Below are 19,801 nucleotides of genomic sequence, written 5' to 3' on the forward strand. Positions count from 1 at the left end.
GCTACCCGGAGCTCCCGGCTGCTTGCCGCGCGTCGAGGCCGTTGCTCAGCGTGGCGAAGTCGCAGTAGGCGCGCGGTGACAGGCCGAACCGGCGGCGGAACTCGTTGATGAAGTGCGATGCGCTGGGGTAGCCGACCGCGCGCGAGATGCTGGCCACGGTACCGCCACCCGACACGAGCAGCTCCCGCGCGCGGTTCAACCGCATCTCCTTGACGAACTGGTAGGGCGACTTACCGGTGGATTCGCGGAACAGCGCGGTGAAGGCGGACGGGCTGAGGGAGACGTGCTCGGCCATGTCCGCCACCGACAGCGGCTCGGCCAGGTGGTCGCGGGCGTAGGAGATGGCACGGGTGACCGGGTCGTGGAACTGCTGGTCCGCGGCTATCTGCAGGAGCCGGGAGTACTGGTCCGCCTGCAGCACGCGGTACACCATTTCCTGCAGGTAGGCCGGGGCGAGGATGCGCCGGTCCGAACCGCTGTCCAGCGCGCGCAGGAACCGCAGGACGGCGCCCATCAGGCCGCAGTCCAACGCGGAGACGAACGCGGGAGCGGACTCGGCGCCCGGCGACGGTTCGGTCAGCGCGGCCGACCGCCGCTCGACCATCTCGACCGAGACCTTCCGCACCACGGCCGGATCGATCTGCAGCACGAAGGACAGAAACGGCTTGGCGGCACTCGCTTCGACGATCTCCGCCTGGAAATGCAGGTGACTGTTGAGCACGAGGTAGTTCAACGGGTCGTAGCGGTAGGGCACGCCGTCGACGGTCACACATTTGCGTCCCTGCGCGACCACGCAAAGCGACAGCGACTGGACTTCCTCCCAGGTCGGCGCCGCCGGCTCGGCGAACCGGTAGATGGTCAGCCCTGGCCATAGCCCGGTGTTGGCCCCGAGTTCCGGGGCCCGCTCCAGCAACGCGGCGATGAGGTCGCCGGACGTCATCCTCTCTTCGAGGGCGCGCACTTCCTTGTGCATGCCACACTCCCCGCTCGCCAGCAGTCAGCACACCACGGCCGGTGAACCGCGAGCCGCGGTCACGCCGTAATCGAGGAGTTTACTCCGCCGGATGGCCCTCCGGGATGTTCGAGCGCGACGGCACGGGGTTGACCATGAAGGCGGCGTCAGTCGATCGTCTCGAAGGTGGCGACACTGCGCTCCACCAGGTTGGGAATGACCTCGCCGACGACGTAGGACTGAAACGCGTCACTCGCCTTGTGGTCCGCATAGCCGGAGGCGTCGACATACTTCTCGTAGACCACGAACGTGTCCGGGTCGTCGATGCTGACCTGGGCCTGGAAGTGCAGCATCTTCTCCTCGGCCCGATTGATCGGGGTCACCGTTTCCAGCACTTTCCTGATGTGCTCGGCCTGGCCCGGCTTCGCCTTCCAGGTCGCGATCACCACGTACGCCATTCGAACCCTCCTGCGCAAGATCAGAAATTGGTGAAGCCGATTGCCCGCAGCTGCTCGCGGCCTTCGGCACTGATGTCCGCGGGCCGCCAGGTCGGCACCCACACCCATTCGACGAGGAAGTCCGAAACCAGGCCGCCGTTGTCAGTCAGCAGCACGGTGCGGATCTGATCCTCCATCACCTCGGTCAGCGGGCAGGCCGCCGAGGTGAGCGTCATGGTGATGGTCGCGACCCCGTTGTCGTCGACCACGACGTCGCGCACGAACCCCAGGTCGACGATGTTGACCCCGAGATCCGGGTCGATCACCTCGTACAGCGCCTCGCGGACGGTCTCGGCCATCGGGTTCGGTGTGACGTCCTGGTGCGCGCTCGCCTGCGGGCTCGCCGTGGTGCCGGGTCGATCGGGCGGCGCGGGAGCAGTGCCCACCTGAGTGACGTACAGCCCGGCCGGCTGGAGTTCGACGGACACATCGGCGGTGGGGCTGCTGATCCAGTCCGCGATGCCGTGTGCCTTGCGCCGGACGCGAACAATGTCCTCCGCCGGTTCGGCCGATCCACCCGCGACGACCAGCTGGTCCGCCGCGATACCCGCCGCGTCCGCCCGCGCGAGCGCCTTGTCGATCACCCGCGCGACCGGTTCGCAGGTCCGTCCTGGTCCGAGCCTGAGCTTGGCCACCGCTTTGACGGCCGGCAACCCTCGGACCGCTTCGAGCGCGACGCGGGCTTCGTCCGCGACGACCCGCGCCTGCTGCTCCCGGACGGCCAGTATTCCCATCGTGGTCATGGTGACTCCTTCTCCGACACTGGCGGCTCAAGCTCGGGCGGTGGCCCACGGCGACCGCGGTATCAGCCGCTTGAGGGGTACCGATTCGTCGCGCAGTTGCTCGGCGGTCACCTCGTGCGGCGCGAAGAGCATCCGCCGCACCTCAAGCACGTCTCGGGGGCGGTTGAGGGAGATCACCGCTTGGATCCGGCCGTCGACAAGGGAGAACGCCGAGAAGTCGTGGTCCTCCAACGAGCCGCGGATGACGAGGTCTTCGAGGTCGGCCGGCCGGCCGACCGACTGCAGGCTGTGCTCGTACTGATCCGACCAGAACCAGTGCGCCTCGGCGAACGGCTCCGCCGAGCCGGTCAGATTGAGTGCCACATTGGCGCCCTGGCGCAGGGCGTTGTCGTGATGCTCCACCCGGATCGTCCTGCCGTAGACCGGGTGATACTGCGCTGCCACGTCGCCTGCCGCGTAGATATCCGGCGCCGAGGTCCGCCCGTACTCGTCGACCACGATCCCGCCGTCCGTCGCCAGGCCGGCCTCGGCGGCGAGTTCGACATTGGGTTCACAGCCGATCCCCACCACCACCAGGTCACACTCGACACGGTGGCCGAGGTTGGAGGTCAGCAGCATCCCGTCCCCGGTGTGCCGGAGCTCGCTGATGTACTCCCCCGCCCGGATCTGCACCCCGCGCGACCGGTGGATCCCGGTCATCACGGAGCCGATCGTGGCGCCGAGCACCCGCGCCAGTGGGGTCGGCGCCGGATCGAAGATCGTCACCTGCTTGCCGAGCCCGACCGCCGCCGCGGCCACCTCGCACCCGATGAAACCCGCGCCGATGACCACCACCCGCTCGGACTCGGCCAGCTGCGCGCGAAGCCGCTGCGAGTCCGCGGCGGTCCGCAGGTAGTGCACCCGGTCGCCGTCGAACCCAGGCAGCCGCCGTGGCCGCACCCCGGTGGCGAGCACCAGCCCGTCGTACCCGAGCCGCTCGCCGGTGGACAAGGTCACCGACCGCCCCGGCACATCGATCGCGGTCACCCTGATGCCGACGCGCAGGTCGACAGACTGCTCGTCGTACCAGGCCGGCGGCCGCACCTGGAACTCCTCGAATTCGGTGGTCCCGAGCAGGAAGTCCTTGGACAGCGGCGGCCGCTCGTACGGCGGCTGTGGCTCGTCGCCGACCAGCACGATCTCACCGTCAAATCCGTGCTTGCGCAGGTGGGTGGCGGTGGCCGCGGCCGCGACCCCGCCCCCCACCAGCACATGACGCCGGGTGCTCATCGGACGTCCACCAGGATCGTGCCGTCCTCTTCGACCCGGCACGGGTAGGTGATCAGCTCGCAGTTGTCCGGGTTCGTGCCCTTGCCGCTGAGCGCGTCGAACGTCCACATGTGGCGCACGCAGGTGATGGTCTGCCCGTCGAAGTCGCCTTCGTCGAGGGCCCACGCCTGGTGCGGGCACCGGTTCTTGTACGCCCGGACCTCACCGTCGATATTGACGAGCAGGACCTTCTTGCCGTCGATCTCGACGCCCTCCATCTCGCCTTCCCAGAGGTCGTCGAGATGCATGGCTTCCTGCCACTGCCCGGTTATTGCGCTGCTCATCACCCTGCCCTCTTCCCTTCTCCGGCCGCCTCCAGCCCCTCGAACAGTCGCGCGTGGAAGGCTTCCCGCGCCGCCTTGGCCCCGGCCGCGACCTCGTCGGCCGCTCGACCGTGCTCCGGCCGGGTCTCCAGTAACCTGCCGAGCCCGTGTGCCGCCGCGTCCGCGACCGGGGTCCAGCGGGCAATCCAGCGACGGAGCACGTCGGCGTTTTCGGGTTTCTGCTGCAGGCAGAAGCCCGCGAGCGCGGCGCTCCACCGGTTGCGGCGATCGTTGTCCGCCTGCAGGAAGGACAGCAGCAACCAGGAGAGCTGGTCGCCGTTGTCGCGCGAGACCTCCGTGAACTGGCGGACCAGCACGTCATCGATGGTCGGTGCCAGCACCAGGTTGAGCGCGGTGAACGCCTCACCCCAGTCGTAGGCGATCAGTGCCTTCTCGATCGCCTGCCGTGCCGGCTGCCATGCCTCGTCGTTTTCCCAGATCCCGCGCTCCGCGGTGCCGATGCCCGAGTCCGGGTGGGCAAGCTGCAGCTCGCGGGTTCGGTACGCGGTGAGGGTCACCCGGCGCAGGTAGTCCGCGGTCGCGAAGCTGGCCGCGTTGGTGACGTACGACGTCGGCGCCATGTAGCCGATGTAGGCCTCGACCTGCTGGCATCCGTGCAGGAGGTAGCGGGACGGGGTGAACATCGACCCGAGCAGCGCGACCTGGCCGGGGGTGAGCGCCGAGTCCGCGTTCGCCTCGGCGAACTCCTCCAGCACGCCCGCGGTCTTGGTCTCGGCTTCGGCCTGCAGGTTGACGTAGGTCTTGTACGTCATCGAGTCCGGGTCGCGGAACTGCTCCCAGTCCTCCGCCTTGAGCGGTGAGTTCTCCCGGTAGGTGAGGAACCACAGGTTAGGCGGGGACGACGGGTTGTGCTCGAACGCCGACGGGCGGTTGGCACGCATCGTCCAGTTCTGCCCGTGCGTCACGATCTCGTACTCGCTCGGCATCCGGCGCACGTCGCCGAATGCGCTGAAGGTCCGGCGCGGGCGCGCCTTCCTCGGCTGACCGGTCATGACCGCGCTCCTTCCCTCGCCAAGGCGTTCTTCTTCGCCGACACCTTCTCCCACGTGATCGAGTCACTCGTAGTGGTGATGCGGCCGTTGAAGGACGACATCATCGACTCGAAGGTGCGGATCTCGTAGTCCGCGCCGAGGTAGGCGCGGAGCGTGTCCTGGGTGACGACCAGGCGATCTTCGCCCTGCACCCGGATGTACGAGCCGCGGTCGATGACCTCGATCTCGTGGTCCGGGTTGTCGTCTTCGATGGCGGCGATGATCTGCTCGACCTCGTCGCCCATCCGCAGGATCGGCCCGACAGGATTCTTCATGACTTGCCCTTCGGGATGTCGTACTCGACGCGGACGTGATCCAGCGGCGCTATGCCCGCTTCGGCGACGGTCATCTCCGGTGGCAGGCGCCTGCCGTTGTGGAAGACGACCTTCTCGTAGGGCAGGGCGCGGACCCGCTTGCCCTCGACGTGGTGCGCGACCGCGGCCGCGACCTCGCGGACGGTGTCTGCGGTGGTCACCGGCACCAGGATCTGCACGAAGTCGTCGGCGAAGACCGCGTTCAGCGGCACCACCTGCGGCGCCTGGTCCTCGATGGGAAGCTCCACCGTGGCATTCTCGGTCATGACTGGTCACCCTTCGCCGTGCTCAGCGCGAGCCCGGTCGCCGGCCGGCCGGTGTAGTCCTTGGTCCATGCGGCGTAGTCGGGGTCGTCGCCCATCACGTCCGGGGTCATCCCCATGTAGTTGAGGATGCCGCCGACGTCCATCGGCTGGATATGGCCGGCCAGAAAGCGATCGATCAGCGTCTCGTGGTTGACGTTGTCACGGTCCTTCCACCAAATCTGCCGGCACGCGTTGGTGCAGAAGTGATAGGTCTTCCCGCCGTAGGACAGGGACCAGTCACGCACCCGCCAGGTGCCGTCGCGCGACTGGGTGGCGTTGCACGCCGGCAGGTGGCACATGCTGCACAACCACGGCAACGTCTCGGGCAGCGTGGCCTCGACGTTGTTCGCGTTGATGTTGTCGATCATGGTGTCCCACTTGCCGCCGTACACCTTCTCCCAGTTGGGGTACTTCTCCTGCAGCCACTCGCGCTCGTCCTTGCTGACCCCGGCCTTCGGCCGCCACCACAGGGTCGGGCGCCAGTACCACAGGCCCATGTGCAGCCCGTGGTGCCAGGTGTCCAGGCCACGCATGAACTCGTCCCAGAACCAGGGCTTCTTCAGCCCGTAGTCCTCGATGGTGTGGATGAACTGGTCGATGATCCACTCCTCCATGAACTCCCGGTAGGACTGCTTCCGGTGTTCCAGAGGGGTGTAGTAGTCCATCGCCGGGCCGGTGAGCGCGGCGAACGCGCGAGCGGAACCCCAGAAACTGCGGTCGATGACCCATTGCGCGCGCACCGGGTCGTGCTCGACCAGGATCTCCATGGTCGGCCCGCCCTGCTGGGAGTGCCTGGCCTCGTCGGTCTGGATCGACGAAATCATGTTCGCGAAGTTGACGTCGCCGGACTCCAGCGCGTCGGCCGACAGCGCGACGAACTGGAGGTTGGTGAAGCCGGTCTCGAAGGTGAACGGCAGCTCGATCGCCAGGTCGACCACGTTCGGCGAGATCATCATGTTGTCGAAGAGGTTCCGCAGCGCGATCGGCACCCAATCGTTGGTGTGGAAGGTCTTCTGCGTCCAGTCGTACTGCGGGTCCTTGCCGACGAACTCGTGCCCGAAGAAGGTGGTGATCTGCGCGTGGCGCAGCTCGTCCAGCTGACCGAAGGTCGCCATGTTGCGCCAGGCCCCGTTGAGGCCGAACCGAGCCATCTTCAGCTCGCCGAGGACCGCGGCGTACTCGACGAGGGCCACCCCGCCGAAGTGCATCTTGGTGGAGGATTTCCAGCCCTCGTCCAGGTTGTCGAAGGCGGTGGACCGCTGCAGCGCCGCCTTCACCGCGTACGCCGACGCTTCCTTCTCACGCTGTGTCGCGACGTACTCAGGGTAGGTGACCTTGTAGTTCTCCTCCCAGGACAACCACGCCTCACGCGGCACCTTGCCGGTACCGCTGTGCCACTCCGGGAACACCGCCTCGTCGTCAACGTAGCGGAAGGTCCAGTCGACGTCACGAACGAAGTGCTGCCACTCTTCGCGTTTCAGCAAGGTCATTTCTCCGAGATTCCTTTCACTGCGCTGAGCAAGAAGGGGATTGTCAGTCGACTTCGAGGTGGCCGAGCTGGCGGTTGATTCCGGCCCCATTCCAGTAAGCCTTGATCTTGTCGATGAGGCCGTTCTCGTCGACGTGGAAGATGAACAGGTGTGGCTCGCTGAACCTGCCACCCTTCGGTGCGGCGAACCCCCACGGGGACTGCTGGGTTCCGCCGATGTCGCACATCACAACGACATCGCCCTTGTCATTGGCGTCGATGCTGTGGACCACGTTGAACAGATCGGGAAAGGAGTTGATCAGGCCGCTCCAGATGACCTTGCCGACGGTGCGCACCTTGCCGTCCCCGCGCAGCACCCGCTGCTTCCCCCACACCTCGTACGGGACATAGGAGAAGTCGGCGTTGTCGGTGCACATCTCGGTCATCGTCTCGACGTCGTGGCGCGAGTACGCCTCGAAGAACGCGGCGACCACATCGGCGGGGGACGTGAGCTCTCGGGTTGCTGGTTCCGTGGTAGTCATGGGAGCCCTCACACAATCGCGATCTGGTCGAGTCGTTTCACGGCAAGGCGGCGGTAGAGCTGGTTCTGGCACCAGTAGACGTGGATACCGACGATGTGGTCACCATCCACTGTGAACCGCCACGCCTGATCGACGTCCAGGTGCTTCTCCTGGTTGACCGCGCCGGCGTAGTCCGCGGCCTGGGTGCCCTCGACCTTGAGTTCCGCGGTGACCACCGAGCCGGTTTCGATGACGTCCTTGATCACCAGGTGAAGATCGGGGAATGCGGTGACGATGTCCGTCAGCGCGGTGCGGATGTCGTCGAAGCCGCCTTCTCGGACATCGAGGGGAAAGATCTCCACTCGGACCGACTTGTCCACAACGGACAGTGCTGCCTCGACATCCCTGAGCTGGAAGGCGTTGAGGAATGCCCTGACGGTCTGTTCCGGCGTAGTGTTCACAATCCCTTGCTCCTCACGGGGAATCGACTTGCGTTTGAAGAGCTTCATCGGATCTGGAGTGCCTTGAGGACAGCGTCCGCGGTGGCCTCGGTCGATGCGGGGTTCTGACCGGTGATCAGATTGCGGTCGACCACCACATGCGAGACCCACGCGGCCGGGCCGTCGTCGAACACCGCGCCGGCGTTCTTCAGTGCGGTGTCCACGTACCACGGCAACCCGAGCTTGCCGGGGGCCGTCTGGTCCTCCTCCTCGTCGGTGAAACAAGTCATGCGGTAGCCGTCGAACAGCCACTGCCCGTCTTCCCGCTCCGGCGCGGACAGCAGCAGGGCGGGGCCGTGGCACAGCGAGGCGATCGGCGCGGTCTTCTCGTGCAGGATCGTCAGCAGGCGGGCGACGTGCGGGTTGTCTGCGAGGTCGACCATCGGCCCGTGCCCGCCTGGGGCGAACACGGCGTCGAACTCGGCGAGCTGCTCGTCGGTCAGATCGGCTAGGGAAACGGGATTGCGGAAGCCCGGAATGGCTTCGAGTCGCCTGCGGCGCTCCGCGGCGAGCGCCCGGCTCGCCTCGTCTAGCTCGTCGACGGCCGCCTGGATCTCCGCACGGGACAGACCGCCGTCGATACCCTCCTCCACCATCACATCGATCAGCTGGCGGTCCTCCCGCCACGCGATCTTCGCCGCCTTGCTGACCAGCGCATGCGCGTCGCTCGCCGACATCCCGCGCTCCTTGAGTCGCGCCGCGATGCGGCGTGCCGCGACCAGACCCTGTTCGGTCATATGGTGCAGCGTCACCCGGACGTCGTCGGGATCCTGGTGGAACGTACGGGTGACGGAGGCGAAGTAGTCCTGGTCCTCTTCGGGATAGTGGAAGAAGTTCTCGAGCCCGTACGGGTCGGCGAAAGGCTCGCGGCCGTCCGGGGTGACCACTACGACGTCGGCGCCCGCGGCAACAAACCGTTCGTACGGTTTCAAGGCTTCTTCGGCGAAGTAACCGGTGGGATGCAGTGTGCCGTCTGCGAGTTCGATCTCGCGAGCACTCGAGACCAGGTAAGCGATACGCGGCATGTCAACTCCAGGTGAACGGCTGGTTATCGAAGACCGTGGCGGAACGGTACCCAGCGTGTGACCCGGCTCGCATCGAAGATTCCTACGAGAGTTGTGCGGATTCCGACACGGTTGGGAGGGGTGTGTGGATTCCTGCTGATCTCTGCAAGATTCAGCCGAAGGAGCTGACCGTTCAGGTTCGCCGCGATTAGGGTCATAACATGTTTCCGCGTGCGTGGCGCCGCGGAAACCTCATCACATCCGACGCAGAGAGGCATTCCATGACGCGCGTACTGTTCGCAGTGTCCGGAAAGGACTACTGGACGCTGGCCGACGGCACCCGGCACTCCTGCGGTTTCTGGCCCGAGGAGCTGGCCGTTCCGCACCAGGTCTTCCGCGCCGCCGGTTTCGACATCACGATCGCCACCCCTGGCGCCGCCGTCCCGACGGCGGACGAAGCCGGTTTCACCGCGGCCATGAACGGGGGTTCGGAAGAGCCGGGCAAGCGATTCCGCGCATACCTCGACAGCATCGCCGCCGAGCTCAACTCGCCGGTGGATCTGGACGAAGTGGACGCCGGCGACTTCGACTTCGTGTTCGTCCCCGGTGGACACGGGCCGATGGAGGATCTTGCCGTGTCGGAGAAGTTCGGCGCGCTCGTCCGCAACTTCACCGACTCCGGGAAAGCGGTCGCGGCCGTCTGCCACGGCCCGGCCGCCCTGTTGCCGGCCAAGGACGACAACGGAAACTGGCTGTTCGCGGGCCGTCGGGTCACCGGCTTCAGCAATGTCGAGGAGGGGCAGGTCGGCTTCGCCGACAAGGCGCCGTGGCTGCTGGAAGACCGGCTCATCGCCAGCGGCGGCAAGTTCGAGAAGAGCGGCGGCCCATGGGAACCGCACGTGGTGGTGGACGGGAACCTTTACACCGGACAGAATCCGGCGGCCTCCGAGCCTCTGGCGGAGCAGCTCGTCAAGGCGCACAGCGCGGTGCTGGAAACCGTGAAGTAACGCGGATCGCTTCCGCCGTCACGAGGCCGTGCTCGTGGGGCACCCTGCCGCCCCACGAGCACGGCCTCTCGTCGTCAGCCCTTCTGGATTCGCAGCTCATGACTGAGCGACTGCAGATCGCAGTACGCACGCGGGGTCGCACCGAACCGGTCGCGGAACTCATTGATGAAATGGGATGCGCTCGAATAGCCGACCGCCCGCGAGATCTGCGTTACGCTCAGCTTGTTCTCGATCAGCAACTCCCGCGCGCGGTTGAGCCGCGTCTCTTTCACGAATTGGTAAGGCGACTTACCCGTGACGTCGCGGAAGAGATGAGAGAACGCGGACGGGCTGAGTGAAACCTGCTCCGCCATGTCGCTCACCGTCAGGGGCTCGGACATGTTTTTCCGCACGTAGGAGATGACCTCGCTGACCGGGTTGCTGGCGGCCTGGGTGGCGGCGATCTCCAGCAGCCGGGCGTACTGCTCCGCCTGCAGCACCCGGTAGACCATCTCCTGCAGATAGACCGGCGCCAGCACCCGCCGGTCGGCCCCGGTGTGCGTCGCACGGAGGAACCGCATCGCCGCGCCCATCAGGTTACAGTCGAGCGCGGTGACGAACGCGCGCTCCGGCTTGCTCTCCACCGGCCGCCCGAAGGTCGTGGTGCGGCGGTCGAGGATGTCCGACGACACCCGCCGGACCAGGGTGGGATCGATCTGCAGAACGAAGGACAGGAAGGGCTTGGCCGGGGTGGCTTCGAGGATCTCGGCCTGGAAGTGCTGGCTGCTACTCAGCACCAGGTAGTTGAACGGGTCATAGAAGTACTTCTGCCCGTCGACCGTGACGCATTTGCGCCCCTGCGCGATGATGCACAGCGACAGCGACTTGACCTCGGCCCACTTCGGCGCGACCGGATGCGTGAAACGATAGAACGTCAGCCCTGGCCATCCCCCGTTATTGCCGCCGAGCTCCGGGGCACGGGATCGGATCTCGGTGAGCAGGTCACCCGAGGTGTGGATCTCGTGGAGCTGACGAAGCATTTCGGTCATGTCGGCATCTCCCGTGGTGTCGATCATCGAGCCCGGCGTCCGATCGAGGAGTAGCCGACTGGGGCTGCGAGTGCCGCGCTCGGTTCGGCCAGAGCCAGTGCCGCGTGCGACTCGGCGGGGGCCAGCGATGCCGCGCTCGGTTCGGTCGAAGCCAACGCCCCACCACGCGGCTGGGCCGAGGCCGGTGCCACGCCGTACCGCTCACCTGCAGGTACCAGCGCCGCTGCGTACGGCCCAGTCGGGACCACCTCCGTCGCCACCTGCGGCTCGGCCGGAGCTACCAGCGCCGCGCCGTATCGCCCAGCGCTCGCCCTAGCCGCCTGAGCAGGCAATTCGAGCTCGGCCGGTAGTCCAATCACCGCATTCCTCCCCATGCAGGTTCCCGGTGCGCACCCCGTCCCGTGCGGCACTGATCGACATTACGGCTGGTCGGGGACCGCGATGATGTGGATTCCTACTGAGTTCGTGCGGATTCCGACTGGATCGCCGTTGGCGGGGATTGGCCGTGGGGCGAGGCGTTGCACCGGACGTCGGGTGCCAGGCGGTATCGGCGTTCTGGGAGAGAGGTGGTTGGGTTTCGGGCACGCCTTCGGCGCACCGGTGGGGATTCGCGCTCGTATGCTCATCATGGCGGGGTGGCTGGTGGCGCGAATTCCCACCGGATCGCATGCCCGGTCACCCTAAGTACCGGCGCTCGTTGCGGAAATCCACCCAACGGGCGGTACGCCAGTCGACCCCGCCCGCCGCCACGGCCGCGACGTCCAGTTGATGGACCAGGGCGAGGGCATGGTCACCCTCACCTCGGACCAACCGGTGGCGGTGGGGACGGCGACCTATGGGCGGGTCGACGCCGAAGCCCGCCGCCGCAAACCCAGCGAATCAGACAAACCCCGCACACCACCTGCCCCCACACCCGAACCCGCGCCCGACGCCAAGCCCGACAACGAACCACCACCCTTCTAACACTCCACGCCGAGCAACGTTGATGCATTCTCCCGCTGTCCGATCGGGAATCCCCGTCACCGGCGCCGGACACGTGGTCACCACCCCTGAATCGGCCGGGTGCATGCGGATCGGCCGGATGCCGGCAAGCCACGACCGGACACGGAGGGCGCCAAGCGCCGAAAGCCGTCCGGCTGCTCCCGCGTGCCCTGCGGGAGCAGCCGGATCACACCTGCTCATCCCCGGGTGAGTCGGCGCACCTTCTCCTCGTCGAGTGTCACCCCGAGGCCGGGACCGTGCGGTACGCGCAGGTGCCCGTCCCGGTAGTCGAGCGGCTCGACGAGCAGCTCCTCGGCCATCAGCAGCGGCCCGAACAGTTCGCTGCCGAAGGTCACCGACGGGGTGGCGCAGCACAGGTGCAGCCCGGCGACCGTGCCGATCGGCGATTCGATGGCCGTGCCGCCGTGGCACGGTATCCCGGCCGCGGTGGCGACCGCGGCGATCCGCTGGGTCACCGTGAAACCGCCGGACTTGGTGACCTTCAGCGAGAAGATGTCCGCCGCGTTGGCCTTGACGATGCGCAGCGCGTCCTGTTCGCTGCGCAGGCTCTCGTCCGCCATGATCGGGATCTCCCGGAGCTGGGCGAGCCGGGCCGCCCCGTCGTGTCCCAGGCCGGCAGCGGCTGCTCGATGAGCTCGACGCCGGCGGCCTGCAGCCGCGGAAGGTAGCGGGTGGCGGTCAGCTCGTCCCATGCCGCATTGATGTCCATCCGCAGGCTCGCCCGGGAAGCCAGCGCCGAGGCGACCTTTTCGATCCGCTCGACATCGGCCTCCGGATCCTGCGAACCCATCTTCAGCTTGAAACTGGCGTGCTTCCCGGCATCCAGCTTGCCGGTGGCCTCCTCGATGATCTCGTGCGGCCGGGCGGCACCCAGCGCCCAGGTGACCGGGACACGATCCTGCGCGAGCCCGCCGAGCAGCGCGTACACCGGCAACCCGACGGTCCTGCCCCAGGCATCGAAGAGCGCCACCTCCACCGCGGCCTTGGCGAACCGGTTCTCCGCGACCAGCCGGTCCATGGTGGCGCGCAAGGCCGGCACCTCGGCGATTCCGCACCTGGGCCAAGGGGGGACCCACGGCATCGGGCTGTCCTTCGGGAGCGCAGCGCTCGTGCTGGCGCGCTTGATGCCAGTTTCGATCCCGACCGGTGGCGTGCGGCCGGGGTCGCCGCGGGAAAGCCCCGCGCTCCTGTTCGTGGATGCACGACACGCGATCGCAGAGTGCGGACACCCGCTCACGAAGTGCGGACAGGCGCGCATGAAATGCGGACACGCCTGCCATGGATCGCACCGGGACGATCACACCACGGTGACTACCACGCCCTCGTCCTGGAATCGGCGCACCAGATCCGCCGGCGCACCGTCGTCCGTGACGAGCGTGTCGATCGCCCCGATCGGGCAGATCCTGGCGAACGCCCCGGCACCGAGCTTGGAGCTGTCCGCGACCACCACCACCCGGCTCGCCCGCTCCACCATCAACCGGTTGATGCCGGCCTCGTCCTCGTTGTGCGCGCAGGCGCCGAACGCGGGGTCGATCGCATCCACCCCGAGGAACAGCAGGTCCAGGGTGAGATCGTCCAGGATGCGCGCGGCCAGCTGCCCGGCCAGCTCGAAGGTCTTCCGGCGCGCCACCCCGCCGGTGACCACGATCTTCACCTGCGGCCGGGGAACCAGATCGTTGGCGATGTTCAGCGCGTTCGTCACCACGGTGAACGCCACGTCGTCACCCATCGACGCGAGGTCCGACCGGAGGGCGAGGCTGCGTGCGACCTCCGTGGTGGTGGTACCGCCATTGATCCCGATGACGCTGCCTCGCTCGACCAGCTCCGCTGCCGCCCGCGCGATCCTGCCCTTGGCCACCGCATTCCTGCCGGTCCGGTACCGCACGGGCAGGTCGTAGGCGACCCCGTTCGCGACGGCTCCGCCCCTGGTTCGGATGAGCAGCTGCTGCTCGGCGAGGTGGTCGAGGTCGCGGCGGACCGTGGCCGTCGAGACGGCCAGCTCGGCCGCGAGCGTTTCGACGTCGAGCTTGCCGTGCCGCCCCAACAGTTCCAGCAGCGCGCCGAGCCGTTCGTGCCGATCCAACCTTTGCCCCGATCCCGCGTTGTCCGCCCGTCCACCGACCCGCGCAAGTATCGCCCCTCGGCGAGGAAACACGCGGTAAGACTACCCATGTCCGCCTAAAACTGATTGAATATGCCCGATATCGATCAACTTTCTGCAGTTGATCTTCAAGTTTCTTCAGCGGCTAGGTCAGGAGCGTGCCGGATGTCCCATACCGAGGCGGAGATCGCGAGCCAACCGGAGTGCTGGCGGCGCACCGCGGCCCTCGTACCCGACGTCGCCGGCGTGCTGCCTCGGCGCGGCGAGCGGATCGCGGTGATGGGCTGCGGCACGTCGTGGTTCATCGCCAAGGCCTACGCCGCACTCCGGGAGCGGGCGGGATGGGGACACACCGACGCGTTCCCCGCCTCCGAGTTCCCCGCCGGGCGCCGCTACGACCGGGTGCTGGCGCTCACCCGCTCCGGCACCACGACGGAGGTGCTGCGCCTGCTCGCCGAGCTGCGCGGGCGCACGCCGACCGTCGCCATCACCGCGGACCCGGCCACCGCGGTGGCCGACCTGGCCGACGAGGTGCTCCCGCTGGCGTTCGCCGACGAGCGCTCGGTGGTGCAGACCCGCTTCGCCACCACGCAGCTCGCGCTGCTGCGCGCGCACCTCGGCGAGGACATCGGCACGGCGGTGCTGGACGCTCGGCTCGCACTGGACGAGGAGCTGCCGGCGGATCTCGTGGCCGCCGAGCAGTTCACCTTCCTCGGTCGCGGGTGGACGATCGGCCTGGCGCACGAAGCCGCGCTGAAGATGCGTGAGGCGGCACGGTCCTGGACCGAGACCTACCCCGCCATGGAGTACCGGCACGGCCCGATCGCCATCGCCGGGCCAGGCCGCGTCGTGTGGTCGCTCGGCGAGCCGCCGGAAGGCCTCGCGCAGGACGTCGCACGAACCGGCGCCACGTTCGTGCGCACCGGCCGCGACCCGATGGCCGACCTCATCCGCGTCCAGCGCCTCGCGGTCGCCATCGCCGGCGCCAACGGCTACGACCCCGACCGGCCGCGGAACCTGACCCGCTCGGTCGTGCTCACCGAGGCATAGGCGATGCACGTCGTCGCGCTGGACGTCGGCGGGACCACCATGAAGGGCGCCCTGCTCGACCACGACGGCGGTGTGGCCCACACGGCCGCCCGGCCGACCGATCGGGACCGCGGGCCGGACGCGGTGGTGGCCGGCATCGTCGACTTCGCCGCCGAACTGGCCGCCACCGCCGGCGCCAGGTTCGGCACCGAGGTCGGCGCCGCGGCCGTCGTCGTCCCGGGCCTTGTCGACGAGCCGGCCGGCATCGCCAGCTACTCCGCCAACATCGGCTGGCGGGACGTGCCGCTGAGGACCATGCTCGCCGAACGGCTCGGCGTGCCGGTCGCGCTCGGCCACGACGTACGCGCCGGCGCGCTCGCGGAGGCGCGGTGGGGTGCGGGCCGCGGGCACGGCTCCTTCCTGTTCCTGCCGATCGGCACCGGGCTCGCGGCCGCGATCGTGCTCGACGGCAAGGTCGTCCCCGGGACGAACGGGTGCGCGGGGGAGCTCGGCCACCTTCACGTCGCCCCGCACGGCGACCCGTGCGAATGCGGCGCGCGTGGCTGCCTGGAGACCCTCGCCTCGGCCAGTGCGATCGCCCGCCGGTACACGGCGGAGGGCGGGCGGGGCGCCGTCACCGCGGAGGACGTGGCACGGCTGGCCGGTCGCGGCGATCGGACGGCCGCGAAGGTCTGGGACGAGGCCGTCGCGGCGCTGGCCGACGGGCTGGCCGCCGGCACGAGGATCCTCGATCCGCCGCTCGTGGTCCTCGGCGGTGGCCTGAGCGGGGCGGGGGAAACCCTGCTGGCGCCGCTGCGCACGGCACTGGCCGAGCGGCTGACCTTCCAACCGCCGCCGCGCGTGGTGATCGCCGAACTCGGTCACCGGGCCGGCTGCCTCGGTGCCGGGCTGCTCGCCATCGAACTCGGCGGCGACCGGGGGGCCTCGTGATCGTCGTCGTCTGCCCCAACCTCGCGCTGGACGTCACCTATCACATGGCGGTCGCCACCCCCGGCGCCGCCAACCGGGTGGATCGGGTGACCACCATGGCCGGTGGCAAGGGCGTGAACGTCGCCAGGGTATTGACCGCGCTCGGTGCCGAGGCCACCGTGCTGGGTTTCTCCGGTGGCCGCGCCGGGAATGCGGTGCGTGCCGACCTCGCCGCGAGCGGGGTGCCGCAGTCCGTGCTTCCGGTGTCCGGCGAGACCAGGCGGACCGTCGCCGTTGTCGAGGAAAGCACCGGCCGGACCACCCTGTACCTGGAGCCGGGACCGGTGGTCTCCCACCCCGAGTGGGCACAGCTGCTCGCTCGGTTCGCGGAGCTGATGGACGCGGCGGCGCTCGCCGTGCTGTCCGGGAGCCTGCCGCCTGGGCTCCCGGTCGACGCGTACGCCCAGCTGGTGCGCCTCGCCCGCCAACACGGCGTGCCCGCGCTGGTGGACGCCGACGGCGAGCCATTGCTCCGGGCACTGGCCGAGCGGCCGGCGCTGATCAAGCCGAACGCCGATGAGCTCGTGGCCGCCACCGAGCTGACCGACCCGCTCGCGGCGGCCCGTGCCCTGCGCGAGCGGGGAAGCGAGGCGGTGGTGGCCTCGCTCGGCCCGGACGGCCTGCTCGCCGTGGACGCGGGCGGCACGTGGCGGGCGAGGCCACCGGAACGGTTCACCGGCAACCCGACCGGGGCGGGTGACTCGGCGGTGGCCGCACTCGCACTCGGGCTCGTGGACGCGACCCCTTGGCCGCGGCGGCTGGCCGAGGCCGTCGCGCTGTCGGCCGCGACCGTGCTCAGCCCGGTCGCCGGCGGCTTCGACCTGCCGGCCTACCGGCGGCTGCGTGGCCGGATCCGAGTGACCCGCATCGAACCCGACGAGGAGCAGTCATGCCCGAAGTAGGAACCGGCGAGATCGTGGCCACCGCGCGGCGGGAGCGGCGTGGCGTCGGCGCGTTCAACGTGGTCCAGGTGGAGCACGCCGAAGGGATTGTGGCCGGCGCCGAGGAGTGCGACGCCCCGGTGATCCTGCAGATCAGCCAAAACACGGTCGACTACCACGGCGGGCTCGCCCCGCTCGGCATGGCCGCACGCGCGGTTGCCCGCGCGGCCAGGGTGCCGGTTGCGGTGCACCTCGACCACGCCACCAGGGCCGAACTGGTCGCGGAGGCGGTGGGGATCGGTTTCGGCTCGGTCATGTTCGACGCATCGAACATGACCTACGCGGACAACGTGGCCGCCACCGCCGAGGTCGTGCGGCGCTGCCACGAGGCAGGCGCGTGGGTGGAGGCCGAGCTCGGCGAGATCGGCGGGAAGGACGGGGTGCACGCCCCCGGCGCGCGTACCGATCCGGCCGAGGCTGCCGCGTTCGTCGCCGCGACCGGGGTGGACGCGCTCGCGGTGGCCGTCGGCACCTCGCACGCCATGCTCACCAGGGACGCGAGCCTGGACTTCGACCTGATCGGCAGGCTGCACGCCGGCGTGCCGGTGCCGCTGGTGCTGCACGGTTCCTCCGGCGTCCCCGACGACCAGTTGACCACCGCGGTGACCGCCGGGATGACGAAGATCAACATCGCGACGCAGCTCAATAAGGTGCTCACCGGAGCCGTGCGCGAGTGCCTTGCCAGGGAACCGCGCGCGGTGGACACCCGTCGCTACCTCGGTCCCGGCCGCGCGGCCGTCACCCGCGAGGTCACCAGGCTCTGCCGCATCCTGCGGCCGGTCGCTATCCGGTAGGGACACCGACGACGGTCCCGCAGTGGCGGGCTCGTTCCGCCGCGAACGCGACGAGGTGGCTGGCCAGCGACTCACCGGGCCCGGTCCGGATGGCGCGCGGGTCGCCGGTGGCGACGGCCGTGACGAAGGCGTCCAGCACTCCGGCGTCCGCACCACCGGCCACGGCGGCGCGGCGGTGGACTTCCGCGCCGGTGCGAAAGTCCACGATCCGCACTCCCTCGCCGTCGCCCTCCAGGAACCCGTGGGTGCCGAAGATCTGGGTGCGGCGGTGGGTCTGCTCGCGGTCATGGTGAAGGTGGCGGCGATCCCGCCGGCCAGCTCCATGGCCAGCACCTGGTTGTCCACGACGTCGTTGTCGCAGGCGTAGACACAGCGCCCGAACGGCCCTTCACGCAGGGCCAGGAGCACCCCGTCCTCGTCGGTGTCCTCGGTGATCGAACTGACCGGCCACACCGCACCCCGCTCGCGCTGGACACCCAGGTACAGGCGGGACGCCGAGTACGGGCAGGAGGGCTCCACCGCGCACTCGAGGCAGCGGTCGGCGGCCCCGGCCGGCCGGTTCTCCCGGCGGAAGTGCCGCAGCGAACCGAAACTGGAGACCCGCTCGATCCGCCTGCCGGTGACGTAGCCGATCCAGTCCAGGCCATCCTCGGCGCGGCAAGCAGCTCGCCAACTCGCGCACCTCGGCGCTGCCCGCCGCCACGCGACGGCGTGCTTCGGCACTCGGATCGGCGACGGCCACCCCCCTGGCCCGCGCCGGGTGCCGCCGGATCCACCGCGAGTAGGTTCGGCCGCGGTCTCCCGCACCGACGACGGCGAACGTCACCGGACCACCACGTGAATCCACTGTGGACATCTCTGCTCCTCAGCGCAGCCAGTCCTCGATGTGCTCGGCGACGAACTCATCGTCGGTCAGCTCGGGGTACTCGCGGCTGACCCGGTCGATCTCGTCCGCCTGGCCTGGCGAGAGCTGTCCGGCCGGGTCGAGGCACCACCGCCCGGCGAGCAGACCCTGACGGCGCAGCACCTCATGGATACCGGGAACGCACCCGTGGAAGCCATGCGCGGCGTCGAAGATCGCCGCGTTGGCGTCGGTGAGCGCGGGCGCCAGCCCGAGTAGCGCGCGCAGCTCACCGGGATCGTGCCCGGCGGCGCGCACCCGGTCCAGCAACTCGACCGCGCGCCGGGTCCATACCGCCCACTGCCCGAGCAGCCCGCCGACGATCCGCTTGTGCACCCGCTCGCCCCGCACCCCGACGGTGAACGGGGTGAGCAGGTCGGCCAGGATGTTGTCGTCGTTTCCGGTGTAGAGCGCGATCTCGTCCCGGCGGGACGACTCGCAGACCGACCGCACGACGTCGATCGTGGCGTACCGGTCGAACGGAGCGATCTTGATGGCCGCGACACCGGGCAGCTCGGCCACCGCCCGCCAGTATCCGGCGGACAGCGGGCGGCCACCAACCGCGGGCTGCAGGTAGAAACCGATCACCGGGAGCACCTCGGCGACCGCCGCCGTGCGGTCAACCAGCTCGTCCTCCGAGTAACCGTCGAGGCCGCCGGGACCGAGCAGCACCGCGTGATAGCCGAGCTCCGCCGCCAGCTCCGCCTCGGCCACCGCCTGCGCGGTCGGCCCGCAGGCGCCGGCGACGAGCAGCACCGGCCGACCGACCTCCGCGCGCACGACGTCGGCGGCCAGCTCCAGCACCGGCCGCAGCAGCCCCCACCGCGGGTCGCGGATCTCGAACTGCGTGGTGTGCACACCGACCGCGACCCCGCCGGCACCGGATGCCAGGTAGTAGCGTGTCAGCCCGCGCTGCCGCCGCTCGTCGAGTCGCCGCGCCTCGTCGATGGCCAGCGGGTGCGCCGGAATCACGCAGCCCTCGCGCAGCAGCGCGGCCCGCTCGACGTCCAGTTCCGCCATC

24 protein-coding genes are annotated in these 19,801 nt (G+C 69.1%); 6 read left to right on the top strand and 18 right to left on the bottom strand.

The features are described from left to right. Position 1 precedes the first annotated feature (1 nt). From AMETH_RS30565 to AMETH_RS30620, 12 genes are all read right to left on the bottom strand, one after another. Positions 2-973 (bottom strand): AraC family transcriptional regulator, encoded by a 972-nt coding sequence (locus AMETH_RS30565; RefSeq protein WP_026153516.1) that lies wholly within the window; start codon positions 971-973, stop codon positions 2-4. A gap of 146 nt (positions 974-1,119) precedes the next feature. Beyond that, positions 1,120-1,410, bottom strand: coding sequence for a putative quinol monooxygenase (locus AMETH_RS30570; RefSeq protein WP_013673005.1), 291 nt, complete (start codon positions 1,408-1,410; stop codon positions 1,120-1,122). 20 nt (positions 1,411-1,430) lie between these two features. After that, positions 1,431-2,192 carry an iron-sulfur cluster assembly protein gene (locus AMETH_RS37515; RefSeq protein WP_017985034.1) on the bottom strand — a complete coding sequence of 254 codons (762 nt, stop codon included), beginning with the start codon at positions 2,190-2,192 and terminating at the stop codon, positions 1,431-1,433. A 27-nt stretch (positions 2,193-2,219) separates the two neighbouring features. Beyond that, positions 2,220-3,461 carry an NAD(P)/FAD-dependent oxidoreductase gene (locus tag AMETH_RS30580; RefSeq protein ID WP_026153518.1) on the bottom strand — a complete coding sequence of 414 codons (1,242 nt, stop codon included), beginning with the start codon at positions 3,459-3,461 and terminating at the stop codon, positions 2,220-2,222. Continuing rightward, positions 3,458-3,784: a Rieske 2Fe-2S domain-containing protein gene (locus tag AMETH_RS30585; RefSeq protein ID WP_026153519.1), complete on the bottom strand. Its 327-nt coding sequence runs from the start codon at positions 3,782-3,784 to the stop codon at positions 3,458-3,460. Before AMETH_RS30585 ends, AMETH_RS30580 begins: the two co-directional genes overlap by 4 nt. Next, positions 3,784-4,836, bottom strand: coding sequence for a ferritin family protein (locus AMETH_RS30590; protein ID WP_013673009.1), 1,053 nt, complete (start codon positions 4,834-4,836; stop codon positions 3,784-3,786). Before AMETH_RS30590 ends, AMETH_RS30585 begins: the two co-directional genes overlap by 1 nt. Further along, on the bottom strand, positions 4,833-5,150 hold the full coding sequence (locus AMETH_RS30595) for an MmoB/DmpM family protein (protein WP_013673010.1): 318 nt from the start codon (positions 5,148-5,150) through the stop codon (positions 4,833-4,835). Before AMETH_RS30595 ends, AMETH_RS30590 begins: the two co-directional genes overlap by 4 nt. Beyond that, positions 5,147-5,455, bottom strand: a complete 309-nt coding sequence (locus tag AMETH_RS30600) for a toluene-4-monooxygenase system B family protein (RefSeq protein ID WP_013673011.1) — start codon at positions 5,453-5,455, stop codon at positions 5,147-5,149. Before AMETH_RS30600 ends, AMETH_RS30595 begins: the two co-directional genes overlap by 4 nt. Continuing rightward, the gene (locus AMETH_RS30605) at positions 5,452-6,984 is read right to left on the bottom strand and encodes a ferritin family protein (RefSeq protein ID WP_017985037.1); all 1,533 of its coding nucleotides are present in this window, start codon (positions 6,982-6,984) and stop codon (positions 5,452-5,454) included. Before AMETH_RS30605 ends, AMETH_RS30600 begins: the two co-directional genes overlap by 4 nt. A gap of 43 nt (positions 6,985-7,027) precedes the next feature. Continuing rightward, entirely contained in the window at positions 7,028-7,456 is a 429-nt protein-coding gene (locus tag AMETH_RS30610; protein ID WP_017985038.1) for a nuclear transport factor 2 family protein, read from the bottom strand. A gap of 56 nt (positions 7,457-7,512) precedes the next feature. Continuing rightward, a complete protein-coding gene (locus tag AMETH_RS30615; protein ID WP_013673014.1) occupies positions 7,513-7,992 on the bottom strand; it encodes a nuclear transport factor 2 family protein in 480 nt (159 codons plus the stop codon). Beyond that, positions 7,989-9,008, bottom strand: coding sequence for a DJ-1/PfpI family protein (locus AMETH_RS30620; protein ID WP_017985040.1), 1,020 nt, complete (start codon positions 9,006-9,008; stop codon positions 7,989-7,991). The genes AMETH_RS30615 and AMETH_RS30620 overlap by 4 nt, the downstream gene beginning before the upstream one ends. A gap of 260 nt (positions 9,009-9,268) precedes the next feature. On the opposite strand from AMETH_RS30620, the gene AMETH_RS30625 reads away from it, so the two are divergent. Then, complete coding sequence (locus AMETH_RS30625; protein WP_017985041.1) at positions 9,269-9,994, top strand: type 1 glutamine amidotransferase domain-containing protein; 726 nt, start codon at positions 9,269-9,271, stop codon at positions 9,992-9,994. A 74-nt stretch (positions 9,995-10,068) separates the two neighbouring features. On the opposite strand, the gene AMETH_RS30630 is transcribed toward AMETH_RS30625, so the two are convergent. The 4 genes from AMETH_RS30630 to AMETH_RS30640 all read right to left on the bottom strand — a co-directional run bounded on the left by AMETH_RS30630 (position 10,069) and on the right by AMETH_RS30640 (position 14,107). After that, positions 10,069-11,049: an AraC family transcriptional regulator gene (locus tag AMETH_RS30630; protein ID WP_017985042.1), complete on the bottom strand. Its 981-nt coding sequence runs from the start codon at positions 11,047-11,049 to the stop codon at positions 10,069-10,071. Between the two features lie 1,151 nt (positions 11,050-12,200). Beyond that, positions 12,201-12,584, bottom strand: coding sequence for an enolase C-terminal domain-like protein (locus AMETH_RS41795; protein WP_051079463.1), 384 nt, complete (start codon positions 12,582-12,584; stop codon positions 12,201-12,203). Continuing rightward, a complete protein-coding gene (locus AMETH_RS41800; RefSeq protein ID WP_157628491.1) occupies positions 12,506-13,042 on the bottom strand; it encodes an enolase C-terminal domain-like protein in 537 nt (178 codons plus the stop codon). Before AMETH_RS41800 ends, AMETH_RS41795 begins: the two co-directional genes overlap by 79 nt. Before the next feature lie 279 nt (positions 13,043-13,321). Next, positions 13,322-14,107 (bottom strand): DeoR/GlpR family DNA-binding transcription regulator, encoded by a 786-nt coding sequence (locus AMETH_RS30640; RefSeq protein WP_017985043.1) that lies wholly within the window; start codon positions 14,105-14,107, stop codon positions 13,322-13,324. A gap of 183 nt (positions 14,108-14,290) precedes the next feature. Between AMETH_RS30640 and AMETH_RS30645 the strand changes: the two genes are divergently transcribed. Genes AMETH_RS30645 through AMETH_RS30660 form a run of 4 tightly spaced genes read left to right on the top strand, consistent with a single transcriptional unit; the run spans position 14,291 to position 17,879 of the window. Further along, positions 14,291-15,175 carry an SIS domain-containing protein gene (locus AMETH_RS30645; RefSeq protein WP_017985044.1) on the top strand — a complete coding sequence of 295 codons (885 nt, stop codon included), beginning with the start codon at positions 14,291-14,293 and terminating at the stop codon, positions 15,173-15,175. Positions 15,176-15,178: 3 nt separating this feature from the next. After that, entirely contained in the window at positions 15,179-16,105 is a 927-nt protein-coding gene (locus tag AMETH_RS30650) for an ROK family protein (protein ID WP_017985045.1), read from the top strand. Then, on the top strand, positions 16,102-17,046 hold the full coding sequence (locus tag AMETH_RS30655; protein WP_017985046.1) for a 1-phosphofructokinase family hexose kinase: 945 nt from the start codon (positions 16,102-16,104) through the stop codon (positions 17,044-17,046). Before AMETH_RS30650 ends, AMETH_RS30655 begins: the two co-directional genes overlap by 4 nt. Next, entirely contained in the window at positions 17,034-17,879 is an 846-nt protein-coding gene (locus AMETH_RS30660) for a class II fructose-bisphosphate aldolase (protein WP_017985047.1), read from the top strand. Before AMETH_RS30655 ends, AMETH_RS30660 begins: the two co-directional genes overlap by 13 nt. Here the strand turns inward: AMETH_RS30660 and AMETH_RS39465 are convergent. Further along, complete coding sequence (locus AMETH_RS39465; RefSeq protein ID WP_209436827.1) at positions 17,869-18,084, bottom strand: hypothetical protein; 216 nt, start codon at positions 18,082-18,084, stop codon at positions 17,869-17,871. The genes AMETH_RS30660 and AMETH_RS39465 overlap by 11 nt on opposite strands. 36 nt (positions 18,085-18,120) lie before the next feature. On the opposite strand from AMETH_RS39465, the gene AMETH_RS41805 reads away from it, so the two are divergent. Next, on the top strand, positions 18,121-18,246 hold the full coding sequence (locus tag AMETH_RS41805; protein ID WP_267283461.1) for a hypothetical protein: 126 nt from the start codon (positions 18,121-18,123) through the stop codon (positions 18,244-18,246). A gap of 498 nt (positions 18,247-18,744) precedes the next feature. Here the strand turns inward: AMETH_RS41805 and AMETH_RS30675 are convergent, their stop codons facing one another. Then, entirely contained in the window at positions 18,745-19,800 is a 1,056-nt protein-coding gene (locus AMETH_RS30675) for a dihydrodipicolinate synthase family protein (protein ID WP_017985050.1), read from the bottom strand. Position 19,801 lies beyond the last annotated feature (1 nt).

The organism is Amycolatopsis methanolica 239 (genome assembly GCF_000739085.1).
GTDB classification, from domain to species: domain Bacteria; phylum Actinomycetota; class Actinomycetes; order Mycobacteriales; family Pseudonocardiaceae; genus Amycolatopsis_E; species Amycolatopsis_E methanolica.

What these genes read in the sequence shown, in the direction of transcription:
- AMETH_RS30590 (WP_013673009.1), bottom strand. Translation starts at nt 4,836, where the DNA reads ATGACCGGTCAGCCGAGGAAGGCGCGCCCGCGCCGGACCTTCAGCGCA.
- AMETH_RS30645 (WP_017985044.1), top strand. Translation starts at nt 14,291, where the DNA reads ATGTCCCATACCGAGGCGGAGATCGCGAGCCAACCGGAGTGCTGGCGG.
- AMETH_RS41795 (WP_051079463.1), bottom strand. Translation starts at nt 12,584, where the DNA reads ATGGCGGACGAGAGCCTGCGCAGCGAACAGGACGCGCTGCGCATCGTC.
- AMETH_RS30625 (WP_017985041.1), top strand. Translation starts at nt 9,269, where the DNA reads ATGACGCGCGTACTGTTCGCAGTGTCCGGAAAGGACTACTGGACGCTG.
- AMETH_RS30650 (WP_017985045.1), top strand. Translation starts at nt 15,179, where the DNA reads ATGCACGTCGTCGCGCTGGACGTCGGCGGGACCACCATGAAGGGCGCC.
- AMETH_RS30605 (WP_017985037.1), bottom strand. Translation starts at nt 6,984, where the DNA reads ATGACCTTGCTGAAACGCGAAGAGTGGCAGCACTTCGTTCGTGACGTC.
- AMETH_RS30580 (WP_026153518.1), bottom strand. Translation starts at nt 3,461, where the DNA reads ATGAGCACCCGGCGTCATGTGCTGGTGGGGGGCGGGGTCGCGGCCGCG.
- AMETH_RS30600 (WP_013673011.1), bottom strand. Translation starts at nt 5,455, where the DNA reads ATGACCGAGAATGCCACGGTGGAGCTTCCCATCGAGGACCAGGCGCCG.
- AMETH_RS30675 (WP_017985050.1), bottom strand. Translation starts at nt 19,800, where the DNA reads ATGGCGGAACTGGACGTCGAGCGGGCCGCGCTGCTGCGCGAGGGCTGC.
- AMETH_RS41800 (WP_157628491.1), bottom strand. Translation starts at nt 13,042, where the DNA reads ATGGACCGGCTGGTCGCGGAGAACCGGTTCGCCAAGGCCGCGGTGGAG.
- AMETH_RS30615 (WP_013673014.1), bottom strand. Translation starts at nt 7,992, where the DNA reads ATGAAGCTCTTCAAACGCAAGTCGATTCCCCGTGAGGAGCAAGGGATT.
- AMETH_RS30565 (WP_026153516.1), bottom strand. Translation starts at nt 973, where the DNA reads ATGCACAAGGAAGTGCGCGCCCTCGAAGAGAGGATGACGTCCGGCGAC.
- AMETH_RS37515 (WP_017985034.1), bottom strand. Translation starts at nt 2,192, where the DNA reads ATGACCACGATGGGAATACTGGCCGTCCGGGAGCAGCAGGCGCGGGTC.
- AMETH_RS30630 (WP_017985042.1), bottom strand. Translation starts at nt 11,049, where the DNA reads ATGATCGACACCACGGGAGATGCCGACATGACCGAAATGCTTCGTCAG.
- AMETH_RS30620 (WP_017985040.1), bottom strand. Translation starts at nt 9,008, where the DNA reads ATGCCGCGTATCGCTTACCTGGTCTCGAGTGCTCGCGAGATCGAACTC.
- AMETH_RS30585 (WP_026153519.1), bottom strand. Translation starts at nt 3,784, where the DNA reads ATGAGCAGCGCAATAACCGGGCAGTGGCAGGAAGCCATGCATCTCGAC.
- AMETH_RS30570 (WP_013673005.1), bottom strand. Translation starts at nt 1,410, where the DNA reads ATGGCGTACGTGGTGATCGCGACCTGGAAGGCGAAGCCGGGCCAGGCC.
- AMETH_RS30660 (WP_017985047.1), top strand. Translation starts at nt 17,034, where the DNA reads ATGCCCGAAGTAGGAACCGGCGAGATCGTGGCCACCGCGCGGCGGGAG.
- AMETH_RS30595 (WP_013673010.1), bottom strand. Translation starts at nt 5,150, where the DNA reads ATGAAGAATCCTGTCGGGCCGATCCTGCGGATGGGCGACGAGGTCGAG.